Annotated in this window: 21 protein-coding genes and 1 tRNA gene; 15 read left to right on the top strand and 7 right to left on the bottom strand. The window is 65.9% G+C overall.

Annotated features, from left to right (window positions below; translation table 11 throughout):
• Positions 1-2: 2 nt before the first annotated feature.
• The 3 genes from N536_RS0125625 to N536_RS0125615 form a co-directional block, all read right to left on the bottom strand.
• Positions 3-323, bottom strand: a complete 321-nt coding sequence (locus N536_RS0125625) for a hypothetical protein (protein ID WP_029116239.1) — start codon at positions 321-323, stop codon at positions 3-5.
• A gap of 202 nt (positions 324-525) precedes the next feature.
• Positions 526-615 (bottom strand) — tRNA-Ser (locus N536_RS0125620).
• Positions 616-634: 19 nt separating this feature from the next.
• Entirely contained in the window at positions 635-1,147 is a 513-nt protein-coding gene (locus N536_RS0125615) for a MarR family winged helix-turn-helix transcriptional regulator (RefSeq protein WP_029116238.1), read from the bottom strand.
• 45 nt (positions 1,148-1,192) lie between these two features.
• Here N536_RS0125615 and N536_RS0125610 point away from each other — a divergent pair, with 45 nt between their 5' ends.
• The gene (locus tag N536_RS0125610; protein WP_029116237.1) at positions 1,193-2,176 is read left to right on the top strand and encodes an NAD(P)H-quinone oxidoreductase; all 984 of its coding nucleotides are present in this window, start codon (positions 1,193-1,195) and stop codon (positions 2,174-2,176) included.
• Here N536_RS0125610 and N536_RS0125605 read toward each other — a convergent pair.
• Entirely contained in the window at positions 2,173-3,369 is a 1,197-nt protein-coding gene (locus N536_RS0125605; RefSeq protein WP_029116236.1) for a cysteine desulfurase-like protein, read from the bottom strand. The genes N536_RS0125610 and N536_RS0125605 overlap by 4 nt on opposite strands.
• Positions 3,370-3,490: 121 nt before the next feature.
• Here N536_RS0125605 and N536_RS0125600 point away from each other — a divergent pair, with 121 nt between their 5' ends.
• Genes N536_RS0125600 through N536_RS0125580 form a run of 5 tightly spaced genes read left to right on the top strand, consistent with a single transcriptional unit; the run spans position 3,491 to position 8,543 of the window.
• On the top strand, positions 3,491-5,449 hold the full coding sequence (locus N536_RS0125600) for a DUF6541 family protein (protein WP_029116235.1): 1,959 nt from the start codon (positions 3,491-3,493) through the stop codon (positions 5,447-5,449).
• Entirely contained in the window at positions 5,446-5,955 is a 510-nt protein-coding gene (locus N536_RS0125595) for a bacterial proteasome activator family protein (protein ID WP_029116234.1), read from the top strand. The genes N536_RS0125600 and N536_RS0125595 overlap by 4 nt, the downstream gene beginning before the upstream one ends.
• Before the next feature lie 2 nt (positions 5,956-5,957).
• Positions 5,958-6,809 carry an ABC transporter ATP-binding protein gene (locus tag N536_RS0125590; protein WP_029116233.1) on the top strand — a complete coding sequence of 284 codons (852 nt, stop codon included), beginning with the start codon at positions 5,958-5,960 and terminating at the stop codon, positions 6,807-6,809.
• The gene (locus tag N536_RS0125585) at positions 6,802-7,716 is read left to right on the top strand and encodes a glycosyltransferase (protein ID WP_029116232.1); all 915 of its coding nucleotides are present in this window, start codon (positions 6,802-6,804) and stop codon (positions 7,714-7,716) included. Before N536_RS0125590 ends, N536_RS0125585 begins: the two co-directional genes overlap by 8 nt.
• Positions 7,713-8,543, top strand: coding sequence for an ABC transporter permease (locus N536_RS0125580; RefSeq protein ID WP_029116231.1), 831 nt, complete (start codon positions 7,713-7,715; stop codon positions 8,541-8,543). Before N536_RS0125585 ends, N536_RS0125580 begins: the two co-directional genes overlap by 4 nt.
• Here the strand turns inward: N536_RS0125580 and N536_RS0125575 are convergent, their stop codons facing one another.
• Complete coding sequence (locus N536_RS0125575; protein ID WP_029116230.1) at positions 8,544-9,308, bottom strand: DUF899 family protein; 765 nt, start codon at positions 9,306-9,308, stop codon at positions 8,544-8,546.
• A gap of 166 nt (positions 9,309-9,474) precedes the next feature.
• On the opposite strand from N536_RS0125575, the gene N536_RS43610 reads away from it, so the two are divergent.
• The 5 genes from N536_RS43610 (at position 9,475) to N536_RS0125555 (ending at position 13,234) form a co-directional block, all read left to right on the top strand.
• Positions 9,475-10,206 (top strand): DUF222 domain-containing protein, encoded by a 732-nt coding sequence (locus N536_RS43610; protein WP_369798470.1) that lies wholly within the window; start codon positions 9,475-9,477, stop codon positions 10,204-10,206.
• On the top strand, positions 10,088-10,795 hold the full coding sequence (locus tag N536_RS40890) for a DUF222 domain-containing protein (RefSeq protein ID WP_369798471.1): 708 nt from the start codon (positions 10,088-10,090) through the stop codon (positions 10,793-10,795). Before N536_RS43610 ends, N536_RS40890 begins: the two co-directional genes overlap by 119 nt.
• On the top strand, positions 10,792-11,787 hold the full coding sequence (locus N536_RS0125565) for a hypothetical protein (protein WP_029116229.1): 996 nt from the start codon (positions 10,792-10,794) through the stop codon (positions 11,785-11,787). Before N536_RS40890 ends, N536_RS0125565 begins: the two co-directional genes overlap by 4 nt.
• A 5-nt stretch (positions 11,788-11,792) precedes the next feature.
• Complete coding sequence (locus N536_RS41725; protein ID WP_051574762.1) at positions 11,793-12,668, top strand: hypothetical protein; 876 nt, start codon at positions 11,793-11,795, stop codon at positions 12,666-12,668.
• Positions 12,669-12,886: 218 nt separating this feature from the next.
• A complete protein-coding gene (locus tag N536_RS0125555; RefSeq protein ID WP_029116228.1) occupies positions 12,887-13,234 on the top strand; it encodes a zf-TFIIB domain-containing protein in 348 nt (115 codons plus the stop codon).
• Positions 13,235-13,240: 6 nt separating this feature from the next.
• Here N536_RS0125555 and N536_RS0125550 read toward each other — a convergent pair whose 3' ends face one another.
• Together N536_RS0125550 and N536_RS0125545 are read right to left on the bottom strand one after the other, a co-directional pair.
• Positions 13,241-14,017: a phosphotransferase family protein gene (locus N536_RS0125550; protein WP_036437590.1), complete on the bottom strand. Its 777-nt coding sequence runs from the start codon at positions 14,015-14,017 to the stop codon at positions 13,241-13,243.
• A complete protein-coding gene (locus N536_RS0125545) occupies positions 13,969-14,433 on the bottom strand; it encodes a carboxymuconolactone decarboxylase family protein (protein ID WP_029116226.1) in 465 nt (154 codons plus the stop codon). Before N536_RS0125545 ends, N536_RS0125550 begins: the two co-directional genes overlap by 49 nt.
• Positions 14,434-14,482: 49 nt before the next feature.
• On the opposite strand from N536_RS0125545, the gene N536_RS0125540 reads away from it, so the two are divergent.
• The 4 genes from N536_RS0125540 (at position 14,483) to N536_RS0125525 (ending at position 17,992) form a co-directional block, all read left to right on the top strand.
• The gene (locus N536_RS0125540; RefSeq protein WP_029116225.1) at positions 14,483-15,886 is read left to right on the top strand and encodes a PLP-dependent aminotransferase family protein; all 1,404 of its coding nucleotides are present in this window, start codon (positions 14,483-14,485) and stop codon (positions 15,884-15,886) included.
• 91 nt (positions 15,887-15,977) lie between these two features.
• Positions 15,978-16,688, top strand: a complete 711-nt coding sequence (locus tag N536_RS39405; protein ID WP_155948718.1) for a GAF and ANTAR domain-containing protein — start codon at positions 15,978-15,980, stop codon at positions 16,686-16,688.
• A 24-nt stretch (positions 16,689-16,712) separates the two neighbouring features.
• Complete coding sequence (locus N536_RS0125530) at positions 16,713-17,471, top strand: GAF and ANTAR domain-containing protein (RefSeq protein ID WP_231514632.1); 759 nt, start codon at positions 16,713-16,715, stop codon at positions 17,469-17,471.
• Between the two features lie 77 nt (positions 17,472-17,548).
• Positions 17,549-17,992, top strand: a complete 444-nt coding sequence (locus N536_RS0125525) for a PAS domain-containing protein (RefSeq protein WP_029116223.1) — start codon at positions 17,549-17,551, stop codon at positions 17,990-17,992.
• Positions 17,993-18,016: the final 24 nt, after the last annotated feature.

The raw sequence follows: 18,016 nt of genomic DNA, 5'->3' as shown, positions 1-18,016 counted from the left end.
CGCTACAGCCCGAGGTCGATGATTTGCTCGCCAGCCTTGGCAATCTCCGTCGACCCGTGCTCATCGGTACACGTGTATTCGCCTGCGGCAGTGCGTAACCGGTCACTATGCCCGACGAGCCCGCGAAACAAGTGGACAGAGTCAGCCTGCCATTTGGACACCGCAGCTCCCAGCGCAACGACTGCTCCCGCCGGAAGCCCGCCCTGCGCTTCTTCGAGCCGGCCGTCAGCCAGGCCGTGGTTGGTCCACATATCGTCGGCATGCATATCCACCGTGGACGCGGATACGTGCAGGTCCTCTGGGTTGACGTTCAGCTCCGACACGGCCTCCCCCTCAAATTCCGAGCAAAGATCGCTGACTCAGATTACTGCTGCGAGGGAGGACCTCTCCGCACAAATATTCAGCGCAAAGGCACACGCGACGCGGCCGCCCGAACGACCTGCAGCAACGCAACCGCAGCGCATTCATAGCGACGAAACCAGCGTCTGATGCGTATCCATCCGCAGACTTCGACGCCCGTGCATGTGGCGGTGGCGGAGGGATTTGAACCCCCGGACGGTTTTAGCCGTCTCTCGCTTTCAAGGCGAGTGCATTAGGCCGCTCTGCCACGCCACCGCCGACAAGCGTAAGGCGTCTAGACCCGGCCAAGCCTGCCGGGCGTCGCGTCGGCCTTCAGCGCCAACCCGATCCGTCGACAGTTCTCGCCTATCGCGGAGACTTGGGCGCGCGACAGCCTGCCGAGGAAGTGGGCGCGTACACCGCCGACGTACGTCACCATCGCCTCCTTCAGTCGCATTCTGCCGTCATCGGTGATGAGGGCCAGCACACCGCGGCCATCGTCCGGGCTCGAACAGCGGCTGACGAGGTTCTGCATCTCCAACCGGTGGATCTGGCGCGTGACCCTGCTGGGCAACGACATCAGATCCTCGGCCAGGTCCCCCATCCTCGCCGACCCGGTGGCCGATTTGTCCAGTACGTCCAGCAGACGCACGTCGTTGAGCGTGAGGTGGTGTTCTTCCACCAACGACTTGTTCAACGTGGCGTACAGCCGCAACGCGGAGTCGAGAAAGTTTTGCCACGACCGTTGTTCTGCTATGTCCAGTCCGGGCATTTCACTTTCCGTGCGCCCGCCAATGATCCCCTCCATGGCGTCATGGTAGGACGGTTTCACGTCGGTAGTAGCGTTATTGACATGCGTGCCATCGTCGCGGAGGACCCGTCGCAGCTCAGCTGGCAAGAAATACCGGACGTCGCAGCTCAATCGGGTGAGGTTGTGATCGAAGTAATTAGCTCTGGCGTCAATCGCGCCGATCTGCTACAGGCTTCCGGGAACTATCCGCCGCCTCCGGGTGCCAGCCCGATCATGGGCCTGGAGGTATCGGGGCGTATCGCCGAGTTGGGTGAGGGTGTCACCTCCTGGGCCGTCGGCGAACCGGTGTGCGCTTTGCTGGCGGGAGGCGGCTATGCCGAGCGGGTGGCAGTGCCCGCAGGACAGGTGATGCCCCTGCCCGAGGGTGTCGGCGTGCACGAGGCCGCCGCACTGCCCGAGGTGTCGTGCACGGTGTGGTCGAACCTGGTGATGACCGCCGAGCTATCACCGGGCCACGTGGTTCTGCTGCACGGCGGCGCCAGCGGCATCGGCACCCACGCCATCCAGGTCGCCAAAGCCCTCAGCTGCCGGGTGGCGGTGACGGCGGGGTCGGCCGAGAAGCTCGCGGTGTGCGTCGAGCTGGGCGCCGACGTGCCGATCAACTATCGCGACGAGGACTTCGTCGAGCGGATCAAGGCGGAGACCGAAGGGGCCGGCGCCGACGTGATCCTCGACATCATGGGGGCGTCGTACCTCGACCGCAACGTCGACGCGCTGGCCGCCGACGGGCGACTCGTCATCATCGGTTTCCAGGGTGGCGTCAAAGCCGAGCTGAACCTCGGCAAGCTGCTGTCCAAGCGCGCCGGAGTGATCGCCACCGCGCTACGGTCCCGGCCGGTCGACGGACCGTCCGGCAAGGCCGCCATCGTCGAGCAGGTGGTGGCCAACGTGTGGCCGATGATCGCCGACGGACGGGTGCGCCCCATCATCGGCGCCGAGCTGCCCATCCAAGAGGTGGCCGAAGCGCACCGGTTGCTTTCCTCCGGCGAAGTGCACGGCAAGGTGCTGCTGCGCGTAGCGGATTAACCCAGCGACGCCAGCGCGCGGACCAACTGGTCCACCTCGGCCATCGTCGTGTAATGCGCCAGGCCCACGGTGACGGCCCCGCCGATGTCGTTGACGCCGATCACGTCGAGCACCCGCGAGGTGGAGTTCGACACTGCGAGCACACCGTTGTCGGCAAGACGCTGGATGACCCGATCGGCCGGCACGCCGTGCACCGCCAGGCTCAGCAGCGGCACCCGATCCTCGGGCTGCCCGATCACCATGACCAACGGCAACGAGCGCAGCGACGCCAGCAGGTAGTCGAACAACCGACTCATGTACGTCGAGGCGGAACGCATTGAGACGGAAAGTCTTTCGCGACGGGTGCCCGACGCCGACTCGTCGAGGTTGGCCAGATACTCGACGCTGGCCACCACGCCCGCGAGCATCCCGTACTGATGCGTGCCGACCTCGAGGCGTGCCGTACCCGTAGCGAACGGGTCCAGCGACACCGACCCGAACGAGTCGATCGCCGACGGGTCGCGGAACACCAGCGCACCGATCGGCGGGCCACCCCACGCGACGGCGTTGAGCGCGATGACGTCCGCTTCGGTCTCGTGGATGTCGATGAGCCGGTAGGGGGCGGCCGCCGAGTGGTCGACGACGACCAGGCCGCCATTCTCGTGCACCAGCTTGGTCACCGGCCGCAGATCGGTGACGGTGCCAACGGCCGACGAGGCCGACGTGATGGCGACCAGCCGGGTGGGCTTGGTGATCAGGCTCTCCCACTGCCAGGTGGGCAGCTCGCCGGTCTCGATGTCGACCTCGGCCCACTTGACCTTGGCGCCATAGCGATTGGCCGCACGCAACCACGGCGCGACGTTGGCCTCGTCGTCCAGCCGAGTCACGACCACCTCGTAGCCGAGCCCGACGCGCGACGAGGACGCATCGGCCAGCGAAGTCAACAGGATTGCCCGGTCGGCTCCCAGCACGACGCCGCTGGGGTCACCGCCGACGAGATCTGCGATCGCCACCCTGGCGGCCGCGAGGACCGCCGCGCTGCGCTTGGCGGAGGGGTGCGGGCCGACCGACGTCGTCATCGATCCCCGGAACGCGGTCGAGACGGTGGTGGCCACGGAGTCGGGCAGCAGCATGCCGTGCTGCGCGTCGAAGTGCACCCAGCCGTCGCCCAGCGACGGGTGCAGACCTCGCACCCGGGCGACGTCGTATGCCATGCCACCCACCTTCGAGCATCCGCGTTTACGCGACCCGTAGCGATTTCGGTGGTGCCCGATGGCGCCTTTCGACGCCCGTGCCGCAATCGGACCGGGTCACCTGGGCAGCCATACTAGTCCAGTGAGCTTGACGTCCGGGGTGCTAGTGGCCCTCCTGTTGTTGGTCGTCCCCGGAGCAATCATCGGGCGCACAGCACAGCTAACGTGGCCGGTCGCCGTCGCCGTGGGACCGGCGGTGACGTACGGCGTGGTTGCGCTGGCCATACTGCCGATGGGAGCCGTCGGCGTCCCGTGGAACGGGTGGACCGCACTGCTCGCACTCCTGATCGTGATGGCCATCGTTGCGGCTTTTCAGCTCGCGCTCGGGCGGTGGCGTGACCGCGACGCGGAGACCAGGGCGATGGCGGCGGGACCCGCTCTGGTGGTCGCCGCGGGCGTGGTGCTCGGCGCCGTGCTCATCGGGTTGGCAGCAATTCGCGGGCTGCCGCACTGGCAATCGATTCCGAGCAACTGGGACTCCGTCTGGCACGCCAACACCATCCGATTCATCCTGGACACGGGTCAGGCGTCACCGACCCACATGGGTGAATTGCGCAACGTCGAAACCCACGATGCGCTGTATTACCCGTCGACCTTCCACGCGCTGGCGGCGATCTTCAGCGACCTCACGGGTGCGGCCGCCACGTCGGCGTACACGATCAGCTCGCTGACCGCGTCCATCTGGTTGTTCCCCGTCGGCGCCGCCGCCCTCGCCTGGCAGTTGCTCCGCGGCCGGACGACCCAGTGGCGGACCGCGGGATGCGCGGCGGCCGCTGCCGCGCTGTCCGCGTCGTTCACCGCCGTCCCCTACGTGGAGTTCGACACGGCCGCGATGCCCAACCTAGTGGCCTACGGTCTGGCCGCCCCGACGTTCGTGTTGATCGTCTCGACGCTGCGACACCGCGACCGCATCCCCCTCGCCGTGCTGGCTCTGTTCGGGGTTTTCTCCGTGCACATCACCGGCGGGGTGGTCGTGGTGACGTTCGTCGTCGCGTGGTGGCTGCTCGACGCCCTCTGGCATCCGGTGCGCGCCCGGATGACGGACTTCGTCAGCCTGCTGCTCGTCGCGGTGCCAACGGTGGTGCTGCTGTTGCCCCAGTTCGTCGGCGTCCTACAGCAGGCCGAGATCATCGTCGGCCACGAATTCGCCACTCATCAGACCAGGAAGCGGGTGCTCTTCGAGGCGATCACCCAGCACACCCGTCACCTCAACGACTATCCGATCCAGAACGTCATCATCGGGCTTGCGGCCGTCGGCGGACTGATCCTGGTGCTACGACGGATCTGGTGGCCTGCGGTCATCTGGCTGGTCCTGATGGTGTCGATCGTGCACTCGGCCGCGCCGTTCGGTGGTCCGATCGGCGCGATCACCGGCAAGTACAGCGACCTGTTCTACAGCGATCCCCGACGGCTCTCGGCGGTCGTCACGATGCTGCTCGCGCCGATGGCGGGCATCGCGCTGTTCACGCTCACCAACTGGGTCGTCGAGCGCTGCCGCGTCCTGTTCAAGCGGCCGGCGTCCCCGAGGTTCTGGCACGCCGCCACCGCAGCGATCCTGCTCGCAGTGACGATCGGCAGCGCCTGGCACTACTTTCCGCGCCATCGCTATCTGTTCGGCGAGAAGTACGACAACATCATGATCGACCAGAAGGACCTCGACGCGTTCGCCTACCTGGCCGCACTGCCGGGCGCGAAGGACACGTTGATCGGCAACGCCAACACCGACGGGACGGCCTGGGTGTACGCCATCGCGGGACTGCACCCGCTGTGGACGCACTACGACTTCCCCGTCCAACAAGGCCCCGGATACAACCGCTTCATCATCTGGGCCTACGCGGACGACGCGGACACCGATCCGCGCGTAGCGGAGGCGGTCAAGGCGCTGAACATCCGCTACGTGATCACCAGCACCCCGGTGGTCCTCAAGTTCGCGATGCCCGACGGACTACTGTCACTGGACAAGTCGAAGTCATGGGCCAAGGTCTACGACAACGGCGAGACCCGCATATACGAGTGGCGCGGAGGAACTGAGAAACCGTGAGCAATCCAGACGACAACGACATCGAGATCATCGGCAGCGACGCGTCCGGCACGGACGACGAGGAGAACGGAAAGTCGCTGACCGACCTCGTCGAACAACCCGCGAAGGTGATGCGGATCGGCACCATGATCAAGCAGCTGCTCGAGGAGGTGCGCGCGGCGCCGCTGGACGATGGCAGCCGCGTCCGGCTGCGCGACATCCACCGCACCAGCATCCAAGAGTTGGAGGAGGGCCTCGCGCCGGAGCTGCGCGACGAACTCGAGCGCCTCACGCTGCCGTTCACCGAGGACAGCGTTCCCACGGACGCCGAACTCCGGATCGCGCAGGCGCAGCTCGTCGGCTGGCTCGAGGGGCTGTTCCACGGCATCCAGACCGCGCTGTTCGCGCAGCAGATGGCGGCCCGCGCCCAGCTGGAGCAGATGCGTCAGGGAGCGCTGCCGCCGGGCGTCGTCATTCCCGGACAGCATGGCGGCGCGCACCCCAGCGGGACGGGCCAGTACCTCTGACCGTGACGTCTCCGTCCCCGCACCCGCATGTCTCCACGCGCAACGCCTGGGTCGAATTCCCCATCTTCGACGCCAAGTCGCGGTCGCTGAAGAAGGCGTTCCTCGGCAAGGCCGGCGGCACGATCGGCCGCAACACGTCCAACGTGGTGGTGATCGAGGCGCTGCGGGACATCACGCTGTCCCTGGAGATGGGCGACCGGGTCGGGTTGGTCGGGCACAACGGCGCCGGGAAGTCGACGCTGCTGCGGCTGCTTTCGGGCATCTACGAGCCCACCCGCGGTTCGGCGACCGTGACGGGCCGGGTGGCGCCGGTGTTCGACCTCGGCGTGGGGATGGATCCGGAGATCTCCGGTTTCGAGAACATCATCATCCGAGGGCTCTTCCTCGGTCAGACGCGCAAGCAGATGTTGGCCAAGATCGACGAGATCGCCGACTTCACCGAGCTCGGCGAATACCTGTCCATGCCGTTGCGGACCTACTCGACCGGTATGCGGGTGCGCCTCGCGATGGGCGTCGTCACCAGCATCGATCCGGAGATCCTTCTGCTCGACGAGGGCATCGGCGCCGTCGACGCCGAGTTCATGAAGAAGGCGCGAAGCCGGTTGCAGAAGCTGGTTGAGCGGTCCGGCATCCTCGTCTTCGCCAGCCATTCCAACGAATTCCTGGCCCAGTTGTGCAAGACCGCGATGTGGGTCGACCACGGCACCATCAAGATGACCGGCGGCATCGAGGAAGTGGTGCGCGCCTACGAGGGCGAGGACGCCGCCCGACACGTCCGCGAGGTGCTGGAGGAGAACGCACGCCCCGTCACGGGCGACGACCCGACGGCGCAGCGTGCGTGGGCCGATGACTGACGTCGTCTGCGCCGTCGTCGTCACCCATCGGCGCCCCGACGAACTCGCCAAGTCCCTGGACGCGGTGACGAGCCAGAGCCGCAGGCCCGACCACCTGATCGTCGTCGACAACGACTTCGACGAGCGCGTGCGCGATCTCGTCAACGGCCAATCCATTCCGACGACGTACGTGGGTTCGCGCCGAAACCTCGGCGGCGCAGGCGGATTCGCCCTCGGCATGTTGCAAGCGTTGGCGACCGGCGCGGACTGGGTGTGGCTGGCCGACGACGACGGCAGACCGGCCGACGCGTCGGTGCTGGGCACGCTGCTGGACTGCGCTGCGCGGTATTCGCTCGCCGAGGTCTCCCCCATGGTGTGCGACATGGACGACCCGCAGCGGCTGGCCTTTCCGCTGCGGCGCGGAACGGCGTGGCGGCGCCACGTCGCCGAACTGCGGGTCGACGGATCGGGTGATCTGCTGCCAGGCATCGCCTCGCTGTTCAACGGCGCGTTGTTTCGTGCGTCGACCGTGGAAGCCGTTGGCGTACCGGACATTCGGTTGTTCATTCGCGGCGACGAGGTGGACGTGCACCGCAGGCTGTTGCGCTCCGGGCTGCCGTTCGGTACCTGCTTGGAGGCGGTGTATCTGCACCCGCAGGGCTCCGACGAGTTCAAGCCGATCCTTGGTGGCCGGATGCACACCCAGTACCCCGCCGACGCGTCGAAGCGTTTCTTCACCTACCGCAACCGCGGATACGTGCAGTCTCTGGCGGGCCAGCGGAAGTTGATCCCGCAGGAATGGTTGCGCTTCGGCTGGTTCTTCCTGATCACGCAGCGCGACCCCAAGGGCCTGTGGGAGTGGATTCGGTTGCGGCGCTTGGGTAGACGCGAAAGGTTCTCGCGGAGCAACGGAGGCAGCGCAACATGACCTTCACCGATGCGGCGGCGCAGTCGCGGACGTTCGGGCGCGCGTGGGGTGATCTGGTCGCGGGTTTCGGCAAGCGCGAGTTGTGGTTGCACCTGGGCTGGCAGGACATCAAGCAGCGCTATCGCCGCTCGGTGCTCGGGCCGATCTGGATCACCATCGCGACGGGCACCATGGCTGTGGCGCTGGGCGGGCTGTACTCGAAGCTGTTTCACCTCGAGCTGTCCGAGCACCTGCCGTACGTCACGCTCGGGCTGATCATCTGGAACCTGATCAACGCCTCCATCCTCGAGGGCGCCGACGTCTTCGTCGCCAATGAGGGCCTGATCAAACAACTTCCGACGCCACTGTCGGTGCACGTCTACCGGCTGGTGTGGCGACAGGTGCTGCTGTTCGCGCACAACATCATCATCTTCGTCATCATCGCGCTCATCTACCCGAAGCCATGGAAGTGGACCGATCTGGCCTTCATTCCGGCGCTGGGACTGATCGTGCTGAACTGCATCTGGGTGGCCTTGTGCTTCGGCATCCTGGCCACTCGCTACCGCGACATCAGCCCGCTGCTGTTCAGCCTCGTCCAGCTGCTGTTCTACATGACGCCGATCATCTGGAACGACGAGACGTTGCGGCAGCAGGGTGCGGGAACGTGGGCGAAGATCATCGAATTCAACCCGCTGCTGCACTACGTCGACATCGTGCGCGCCCCGCTCCTCGGTGCCGATCAGGAGCTGCGGCACTGGATCGTCGTGATCGTGTTGACGATCATCGGTTGGACGGTGACGGCGTTCGCGATGCGCCAGTACCGAGCGCGCGTGGCGTACTGGGTGTAGTCAGCTCGGGTCGCCGTGTCGGCCGAGCGTTTCCACTGGGCCAGCACCGGGGCGAACCCATTGCGGCACAGGCCGACTGGTCGGGCCCCAGTCCGGGTTCCCGTCGGCATCGGAGCGCCAAGACCAGCACGCGTCGCGGCCTTCTGGCCAGCCCGCGGGGCTGTCCTCCCAGGCCTCGCCGCGGCCGTAGGGCGTCATGTCGAGCAGACCCAGGGATGCGTTGACCCGCTCGTTGCCTCGGCCCGTCGTGGAGTAGGTGAGGAACGTGCGATCGCCGTCGCGCAGGTAACACGTGATGTAACCCATGTTGTCGCCGACCGGCGCGGCCACGTCGCGCACCGAGTACCAGGGCTGGGTGTACCCCATGAACTCGACGAAAGCGGCCACCTCGTCCCAGCGCCCCGTGGTGAGGTTGGCGTAGGAAACGCCGCGGGCGTTCAGGTAGACGGCGTCCTTGACGTGCCAGGCCGTGGTGGTGCAGCCCTCGCACTGGCCCTGGTGCGGCGTGCCGTCGTACCACATGTGTTTGTAGACCACGAGTTCGTCGCGCCCCTGGAATAGGTCGAGGAACGGCACCGGGCCGTCGGGTCCGACGACTTCGACCGTCCCGTCGAACTCCACCATCGGCAGGCGACGACGCGCGGCGGCGAGCGCATCGCCCTCGCGGGTGTACGCCTTCTCGCGGACCAGCAGCTCGTCGCGAGCGGCCTGCCAGGTGGCGAGATCGACGACGGGCGGGCGACCGGTGGTCGGGTCGCTAGTCATGGCGTCCTCCGTGGTGTGTCTTCGGGGTTGGTTCTACGACACCAGAACAGACCGTCGGCCGGGCCGGAAGTCATCGCGGCAGGGGTCATCCACAGACGCACATTCATCCACAGATTTGCGGATTTGGCCGTGGTGATTCGTCGCGGTTTCACGGATAATCGAACATATGAGCGACGACCGTGGGGCCGGTGACGCCCTCACAGTGCCGTGGGAGGGTGAGCGCGCCGAGCGGATCGGAATGGCGCGGCGGCTTATCGCCGTCGGACGGCACTGCAGGCGCCGGCTCACCGAATCTGGTCAAGGCCGCGGGCTGTGGTGCATCGATGAATGGGAGGCCATCGTCGCTGAGGTTGGTGCCCAGTTGGGGATCAGCCGCGGCCGAGCGTCCTTGCAGATGAACTACGGCCTCACTCTTCTCGAGCGCCTACCCAAGTTCGCGGCGGTATGTCTTGCGGGCGACGTGGACCTCTGGATGCTCGTGGTGATCGAGTTCCGCACAGCGCTCATCACCGATGGCGACGTGCTGGCCCGCATCGACCAGAGGTTGGCCGAGCAGGTACCGCAGTGGAGTGCGCTATCCCAAAAGAAGGTGGCGGAGCTCGTCGACTGGCACGTGGGTGAGCTCGACCCCGAAGCCGTGCGCAAGGCGCGGCGGGCCGACATCGATCGGCACATCGAAGTGGGGCCCGCCGTCAACGGGGATGGTCGAGGTGTGGGGTCAGCTGCCGGCGACGAGCGGCGCCGCCTCCGACACGACGCTCGACGACCTCGCGAATTCGGTGTGCCGAGACGATCCCCGCACCAAGACGCAACGCCGGGCAGACGCCATCGACGCCCTCAACAACCGGGCGACGAACCTGGCCTGCGCGTGTGGGACGCCAAACTGCCCCGCTGGTGAAGTAGCCGACGGCCGTCATACCCAGATCGTCATCCACGTTCTCACCGAGAAGGCCACCGTCGAAGCCGACGGTGCGAAGCCCGGTTACCTGCCCGGCTTCGGTGCCGTCCCCGCAGATACCGTGCGAAAACTGGCCAAGGGGGCCAAGATTCGGCCCGTCAAACAGCCGAAGGACTTCGCAGCGGAATCCGGCTACCGGCCGTCCGCAGCTCTTGCCGACTACATCCGGTGCCGCGATCTGACATGCCGCTGGCCCAACTGCGACAAGCCCGCGGAGGCGAGCGATCTCGACCACACTGTGCCGTATCCGTTCGGGCCGACGCACCCGGCCAACCTGAAAGCGTACTGCCGAACTCGCCAACTGCTAGATGATGAACGCTCCTACTTTTACGTGCCTGACCTGCGGACTCGGCGTATCGTCGGTGTCATGTCGCAGAGCTATTCGACTGAGATTGACGAATACGTTCGCCGGGTGGTCGACGCCGCGCCACCGCTGACTGAAGAGCAACGCGCGAAGCTCGCGACTTTGCTGGACATGGATGCAACCAGCACGCCTACCGCCAACGAGACTAACTCGGATTCTCATTGACCCTGATCGTCGCCGCAGTGACGGGCAAGTGGGCGTTTCATGCCAGCGACCGATTCGTGAGTGTCAAACCGACACCTGCGAATCCCACCGGCGAATACGACCCGCACAGCAACAAGACGGTCGTTGTGGTGGGCACCGACTGCTGGGTTGTGCTGGGCTACACCGGGCTGGCGTTTCTCGACGGCAAGCCGACTGATCGGGTCATCGCCGAAGCAATCAGCGGATACGACGAGCTTGCACCCGCCATGATGACATTCTGGCAGCCATCACCAGACTTGCATTACCGAGAAATCCGGCGACGGGTTGAGGAGAAGCTCAAAGACGCCTACTCGCGACTGCCAGCGCTCGAAAAGAAGCTGACCACAGTGGTTCTCGCGTCCGGCGTTCAACGCAAAGACAACAAGGTCACTAAGGTGATGTTCCGCATGATCATCGTAGGCGACACCGCGACGAGCGTTGAAATGCGGCCTGATACACAGCAATTCAATTCGTTTTACATCGATGCCGTTGGAATGGTCAGTAAGCCGATTATCGACCGCGCGAAGGCCCGCTTGACTGCGGTCAACTGCCCCGCTGATGAAGTGCCCGAACAGGTTCGAGACATCCTCAGAGACGCCGTACTAGAAACAAGCGCGATCACCGACAAAGTGGGCGACAACGTAATGACGGTTGTTCTGGACAATCCCGAACGTACGATCCGAACCGGGCTGTTCATCAGCGACCGCAAACGTCAGGCCGAGCTGTTCGAGAAGGCGCGCAAAGAGCATCCGGATTTGCTTGATCAGTTCTCCGAACGGCTCACGGTTTCAACGCCGTATGTGTTGGCCCCTGGTGGCATCTGGGGTCCGTCCATTGGTGACCCTAGCGGGTGGTCAATGATGAACAACGAAATCAACTTTGATTACACGGGATTCGAAGACCAGCCGCGAAAATCGGTTGGGCCTGAAGGCGTGTTCTTCGGCGTTCAGCCGAGGCGAGACAGGCCGAGCTAAATGGCATGAGCAAGAAGAAGCAGCTTCGCCCGGCGTGCATTTTCTGTGGCAGCACCGACCCGATGACGAGAGAACACATCTTCCGATCGTCATGGCGGAAGAAACTCGATGTCAGTCTCGGACTAGGTGCCTTCGGCGTGAGCGTCGCGGACGCGGAGAAGCACCGCCGCTTCATCCGGTACGGATTGGACAACGCAGAGAGGAAATCGACACAGGAAGACTTGTTTTCTGTCACCGTGAAACGTGTTTGCGCGCCGTGCAACAACAAGTGGATGAACGACCTTGATTCGGTGGTCGAGCCGTGGGTTTTCGATCCCGACGATGACGACAACCGTTGCGATCCGACTGAGTTTCGACGCTGGTCGATCAAAGTGGCCTTGTTGCGTTGCTACTATGAACATCCGGCTACGGTTGAACCCGATGATCCCCAACGGATTTACGATGGCGACGACATACCGGAATGGCACGTCTTCATCGGTCGCACACAGCTCCCAGAGCACCGCCACTCCTTCTGTGGCGTTGGACCAATCATGCCCCCAGCAGGCAGATTGTTGGGTATCACACAGGTGACGTGGACACTTCAACGCAGTTTCGTCACTGCTATACGCCTCGTAGGAGACAACGAATTTACGCAAAACGGGATCCGTAATTTCAAGCGGTACAACCGCTTACAGGGAATTGAGCTGTTAGAAATTCTGCCGAGTAGCACGGTGATGCCACGCGTAAGCACCCTTCCAGAGCTACTAAGGCCCGAAATCCAAAGTCTGGCATGGTTTTTTACCATGCATCCGGCTTCGCCCATTGCCAGTGAAATACGTAAGATGATCGCTGCGATTGAAGAAGTGGCGAACGAACAAGGCATCCCGACGTACGAGCTGTAACGGAGGTAGAGCTCGGGGACGGCAGTACGCTGACCTCATCGAGATTTTCGACGCGCTTTCCTCACGGTAACCCGGGCCGCCGATCGGGCCGCGCGGATCGAATGAGAACGCGGCGTGAACCGAGCGCGCATGGATGCGGATCCACCGCCTTTCTAGCTGCGTCCTAGCCGCGACACCACTCCCAGGCACTTCCCAGGGTGCTCGTCCGTTGTGCGCACATGAGCATTCCGCCATATGAGCCACCGAAGCCTCCGTCGTCGTCGCCGGGTGTCCCCAACACCCTGCTCTGCCCCAAGTGCGCGGGGATCATGAAGACCTACGAGCGCAACGGAATTCACCTGGAGCAGTGCGATACGTGCCGCGGGATCTTCCTCGACTTCGGCGAGCTCGAGTCGCTCACCCAGATGGAGAACCGGTTCGTGCAGTCCGCGCCGCCGCCCGTTCAACAGGGCTACGGCCACCAGGGATATGGCCAGCAGGGCTACGGCCACGGCCCCGGTTGGGGGCAGCGCGGCAACAAGCACTACCGGAAGCAGGGTTTCGGCAGGCTGTTCTTCTCCAGCTAGCTGTCTCTAGATCATCCCGGCGCAGGCGGCCAGCAGCGCCGCCTGCGATTCATCGTGATCACCCCGCGCGGCGCCGGAGGCTGCGGTCTGGACCACGGCGGCGCGGGCGTGCGGCTCCAGCACCGGCCACGGGTCGCCGGCAGGCAACGCGGGCCCGCCGGCTTCTCGGTACCCGTCGACGAAGCGGTGCCAGGCGGCGTCGGGAAGCAGCCCGGCCGCCCAGAATCCGGCAGGCCGGGCGAGGTCGGTAGCCGGGTCGCCGACGCCGAGGTCGTCGACGTCGATCAAGACCAACGCGCCACTCGACCAACCGAGCTGGCCCAGATGAAAGTCGCCGTGCACCAACGTATGTGGGCGACCAGCGGGCGTCGTACCGGGCAGGCTCGCGGCGGCCCGCCGGATCACGTCGGCGTCGGGTCCATCACCCAGCCGAGCGAGCGCCCGCGCCAGCCGGTCCGGCGCACCGTGCGGCAGGATGAAGCCACCCGTCGGCTCGCGATGCAGGCGCGCCAACGACCGTCCCGCCTCCACCCACGGAACGGCTTCGGGATCCTGCGGCACCACGTCGACGCGGGGCCAGCGGGTCCGGCACCGGTCATCGACCGGTTCGGGCTCGAGACTCAGCGGGGACAACAAGCAGTCCGACCGGGCTGCGACCCGCAGGCGTTGTCTCAGAGCCTGCGGGTCGGTGCCCGGTCGGTGCAGCTTGGTGACGACGTCCCCGTCGACGGTGATCAGCGCCGCGGTGCCGGCATCCGCGTCGACACGTTGATGCGGTTCCATGCATTGATGGTGACGGCCATCGCGATGACCTGGCCGAGTTCCCGCTCGGAGAACACCTCCGCGGCGCGCGCATAGACCTCGTCGGGGACGTGGCCGTGGTGCAGTTCGGTGATCGCTTCGGTCAACTCCAGCGCCGCCTGCTCCCGCTCGGTGAATAGGTCACCGGCCTCCTGCCACGCCGCCACGAGGGCCAAACGCTGCTCGGTCTCGCCGTGCTTGCGGGCGTCGAAGACGTGCATGTCGAGGCAGAACGCGCAGTGGTTGATCTGCGATGCGCGGATCTTGATCAACTCGCCGATGGTCGGATCGACGTCCTTGGCGGCCGCGGTGCTCAGCGTCATCATCGCGTCGTAGAGCTCGGGCGAGACCTTGTAGACGTTGATGCGGTCGGTCTTGGTTTCCAGTGTCTGTGTCATGCCGACAACGCTAGCGGCCAAAGAACCATCTTCATGGTTCAATTTAGGGATGGTTTCATGGGCCAATTCGGAGAGTCGTGATCTGCACCTGAACCTGCGCGAGGCCATTCGCCCCGGGACCCGTGGCGCGCGGGAGCTTCTCGTCACGGCGCTGCGCGACGCGGTGCGATCGGGGCAGTTGGCCACCGGCACCACGCTGCCGCCATCGCGCTCGCTGGCCGCCGACCTGGGATTGGCCCGCAACACCGTCGCCGAGGCGTACGCCGACCTGGTCGCCGAGGGCTGGCTCGCGTCCCGGCAGGGCGCGGGCACGTGGGTCGTCAACACGCGCGACATCCGCTCGCCGAGCCGGCCGCGCGGCACTCCCGGCCAGCCGACCCACAACCTGATGCCCGGTTCGCCCGACGTCGCGGCCTTCCCGCGTGCGGCCTGGCTGGCCTCAGCGCGCCGGGCGCTGACCTCCGCGCCCAACGACGCGCTGCGCAACGGTGACCCCCGCGGGCGGCCCGAGCTGCGCGAGGCGCTGGCCGAATACCTCGGCCGCGCACGGGGAGTGCGCATCTCGCCCGACGCCATCGTGATCTGCGCGGGCACCCGCAACGCCGTCGAACTCCTCGCCCGGGTGTTCGCGCCGCAGGGACCAATCGCGGTGGAAGCGTACGGGCTCTTCATCTTTCGCGAGGCGATCGACGCGATGGGCGTCCCGACCAGACCAATCGGCGTCGACGACGACGGAGCCAGAGTCGACGAGCTCGAGCACACCGACGCGGCGGCGCTGCTGACGCCCGCCCACTTCTTTCCCCACGGCGTGCCGCTGCACGCATCCCGGCGGACCGCCGTGGTCGAATGGGCCCGCCGCAGTGGGAGATACCTACTCGAAGACGACTACGACGGCGAATTCCGTTACGACCGCCAACCGGTCGGCGCGGTCCAGGGCCTCGACCCGCAGCGGGTGGTCTACCTCGGATCGGCCAGCAAGAGCCTGTCCCCGGCACTGCGGCTTGGTTGGATGGCGCTGCCCGACGACCTTGTCGAGCCCGTCATCACCGCCGCCGGTGGCCAACAGTTCTACGTCAACGCCATCGATCAGCTGACGATGGCCGACTTCATCGTTAGTGGCCAGTACGACAAGCACATTCGGCGCATGCGGATCAGTTACCGTCGCCGCCGCGACAAGCTGGTCGAGCGCCTGCGCCCATTCGACATCCGGCTCAGCGGGATGGCGGCAGGTCTGCATCTGTTGCTGCTGTTGCCCGACGGCACCGAGCCCGAGGTGCTGCGCCGCGCCGGCGAGGCGGGTATCGCGCTGGCGGGCCTGGCGCGGCTGCGGCATCCGCTGGCCAGTCCGGACGTGGCCGCCGAGGACGGCATCGTGGTCAACTTCGGCGCCCCCGCCGAGCATGCGTTCGGCGCAGCGGTCGACGCCCTCTGCGAGGTGTTGGGCAGCATCTGATCTCGCGGCCAAGAGAGTGCGATACTGACATCCAGCACCGCGCCCCGGAACCTCGCCGCGTCGTGCCACCCGACCGAGGCGAGTGATGTGGATGGCGAGCGCGACGTCGCAACGCTTCATGACCGCACTCGCCGAGTACCCCGACGGGTCACTGGGCCCCCTTCAGCTGTGCGACGCGTGCGTGCAGGTGCTTCCGGTGGACAGGGCCGCACTCACGATCAGCGTCGCATCCACGACATGGGAACCGTTGTGCGCCAGCGACGAAACCGCGTCACGCATCGAAGCACAACAGGTCATCACCGGCGAGGGTCCCGCCATGGACGCGGTCGCGGGCGGCGGCCCGGTTCTGGTCGACGACCTGGCAACGGCGTTCGATCGGTGGCCAGGTTTCGCCACCGCGCTCGGCCGCGACGCCCACGGTGCGATGTACGCGTTCCCACTGCAGATCGGCGCGATCGCCGTAGGCGTGCTCGATCTGTACCGCGCCGAGCCGGTGCCCGTCGAAGCCGATGACGTGTCGGCGATGCTGGCCATCACCGACATCGTCACCATGGTCCTGCTCTCCCACGCACCGCCTGCCGACCTCGTCACCAGCCCATCGGACGTGTGGTGGACGCCGACTCCGTCGTCGAGCGAGATTCATCAGGCCACCGGCATGATCGTCGCCCAGCTCTCGGTGCCCCCGCAGGTTGCGTACCTCAGGTTGCGCGCCCACGCGTTTTCACAGGCAAGGCCATTGATCGAGGTGGCGCGCGACGTCATCGAGCGGCGGCTGCGCTTCGACCCCGACGACGAGCGTTGACGGCGACCCGGCGGATTGGCGACGATGGCATTAGACGAGGAGATCGCGATGGACGGTCGTGAAGGACCATTGGTACAAGCCTTCGTGGCACTGGCGGACACCCTGGTCGACGACTACGACGTAGTGGAGTTCGCCCAGGAGCTGGTCGAGGATTGCATCTCGCTGCTCGACGCCGACGCCGCCGGACTACTGCTTGCCGACCTGCGGGGCGGGCTGCAGGTACTCGCGTCGACCAGCGAGCAGACGCGCATGCTCGAACTCCTGGAGATCCAGTCGGACGCCGGACCGTGCATGGAGGCCTACCGCACCGGCCAGCAGGTCGTGATCGACGACCTGGACTCCGACGTCGGCCGGTGGCCGACGTTCGGCGACCGTTCCGCGGCCGAGGGCTTCAGGGCGGTCGTCGCGATCCCGCTACGCCTGCGCAACGAGCGGATCGGCGCGTTGAACCTGTTCCGCAGACAACCGGGCATGATGGCCGACCCCGACCTGCTGGTCGCCCAGGCGTTGGCCGACGTCGCGACGATCGGCATCCTCCATCAGCGGGTGCTGGCCCGCGGCGCCATGGTCAACAGCCAACTGCAGACCGCATTGAACAGCCGGATCGTGATCGAACAGGCCAAGGGCGTGTTGGCCGAGCGGCAAGGACTCGACATGGAGCAGGCGTTCAACCAGCTGCGGACCATGGCACGCAACAACAATCGGCACCTCAGTGACACCGCCCGAGCAGTGATCGAAAACGCCAGCGGCGCCTTCCCGATCGGCGGCGACTCGACGGCCTGAACGGTTAGACTCGTCGGACTGTTGCTCCAGACTCTCGGCGATGGGCTGTATTCAGCGCGTCGAGAGGGAGATCGACAGTGCAAGAGAGACGTCGCCAACGGCCGCCGATCGAGCTGGCCGGCTACCTCCGTGACATGCCGGCACTTCTCCTTCTGCACCGCCTTCCTACGGCGATGCTCGGGATCGGGCCGCTCGGCAACATCGCCTACGCGAACCCGGCCTGCGCCGACATGTTCGGCTACGCCGACGGGGCCGCGGTGGCCCGCCTGCGCCTGCCGGACCTGATGACCGGCCACCACGCGCTCGCGCCGAGCGCGTGCGTCACCACACTGCGGATGCCCGGCGCGATCATCAACTGGAACCACGCCCACGACTACGTGATTCGGACGATGGTGTCGCCACCGCTACTGGTTCGCGCCACCGACCCCCTGCTGCTGGTCAGCATCACCGACGTCACCGAGTGGCTGTGGGAGAGAAAGGGCGCCGAGGCCCAGCACCAGAGGAACGGCCACAGCCCGTAAGCTGCCCGCGTGGCCGAGCCCCCG

Source organism: Mycobacterium sp. URHB0044 (assembly GCF_000620625.1).
Taxonomy (GTDB): Bacteria; Actinomycetota; Actinomycetes; order Mycobacteriales; family Mycobacteriaceae; genus Mycobacterium.
This window is presented reverse-complemented; position numbering and strand designations above follow the sequence as displayed.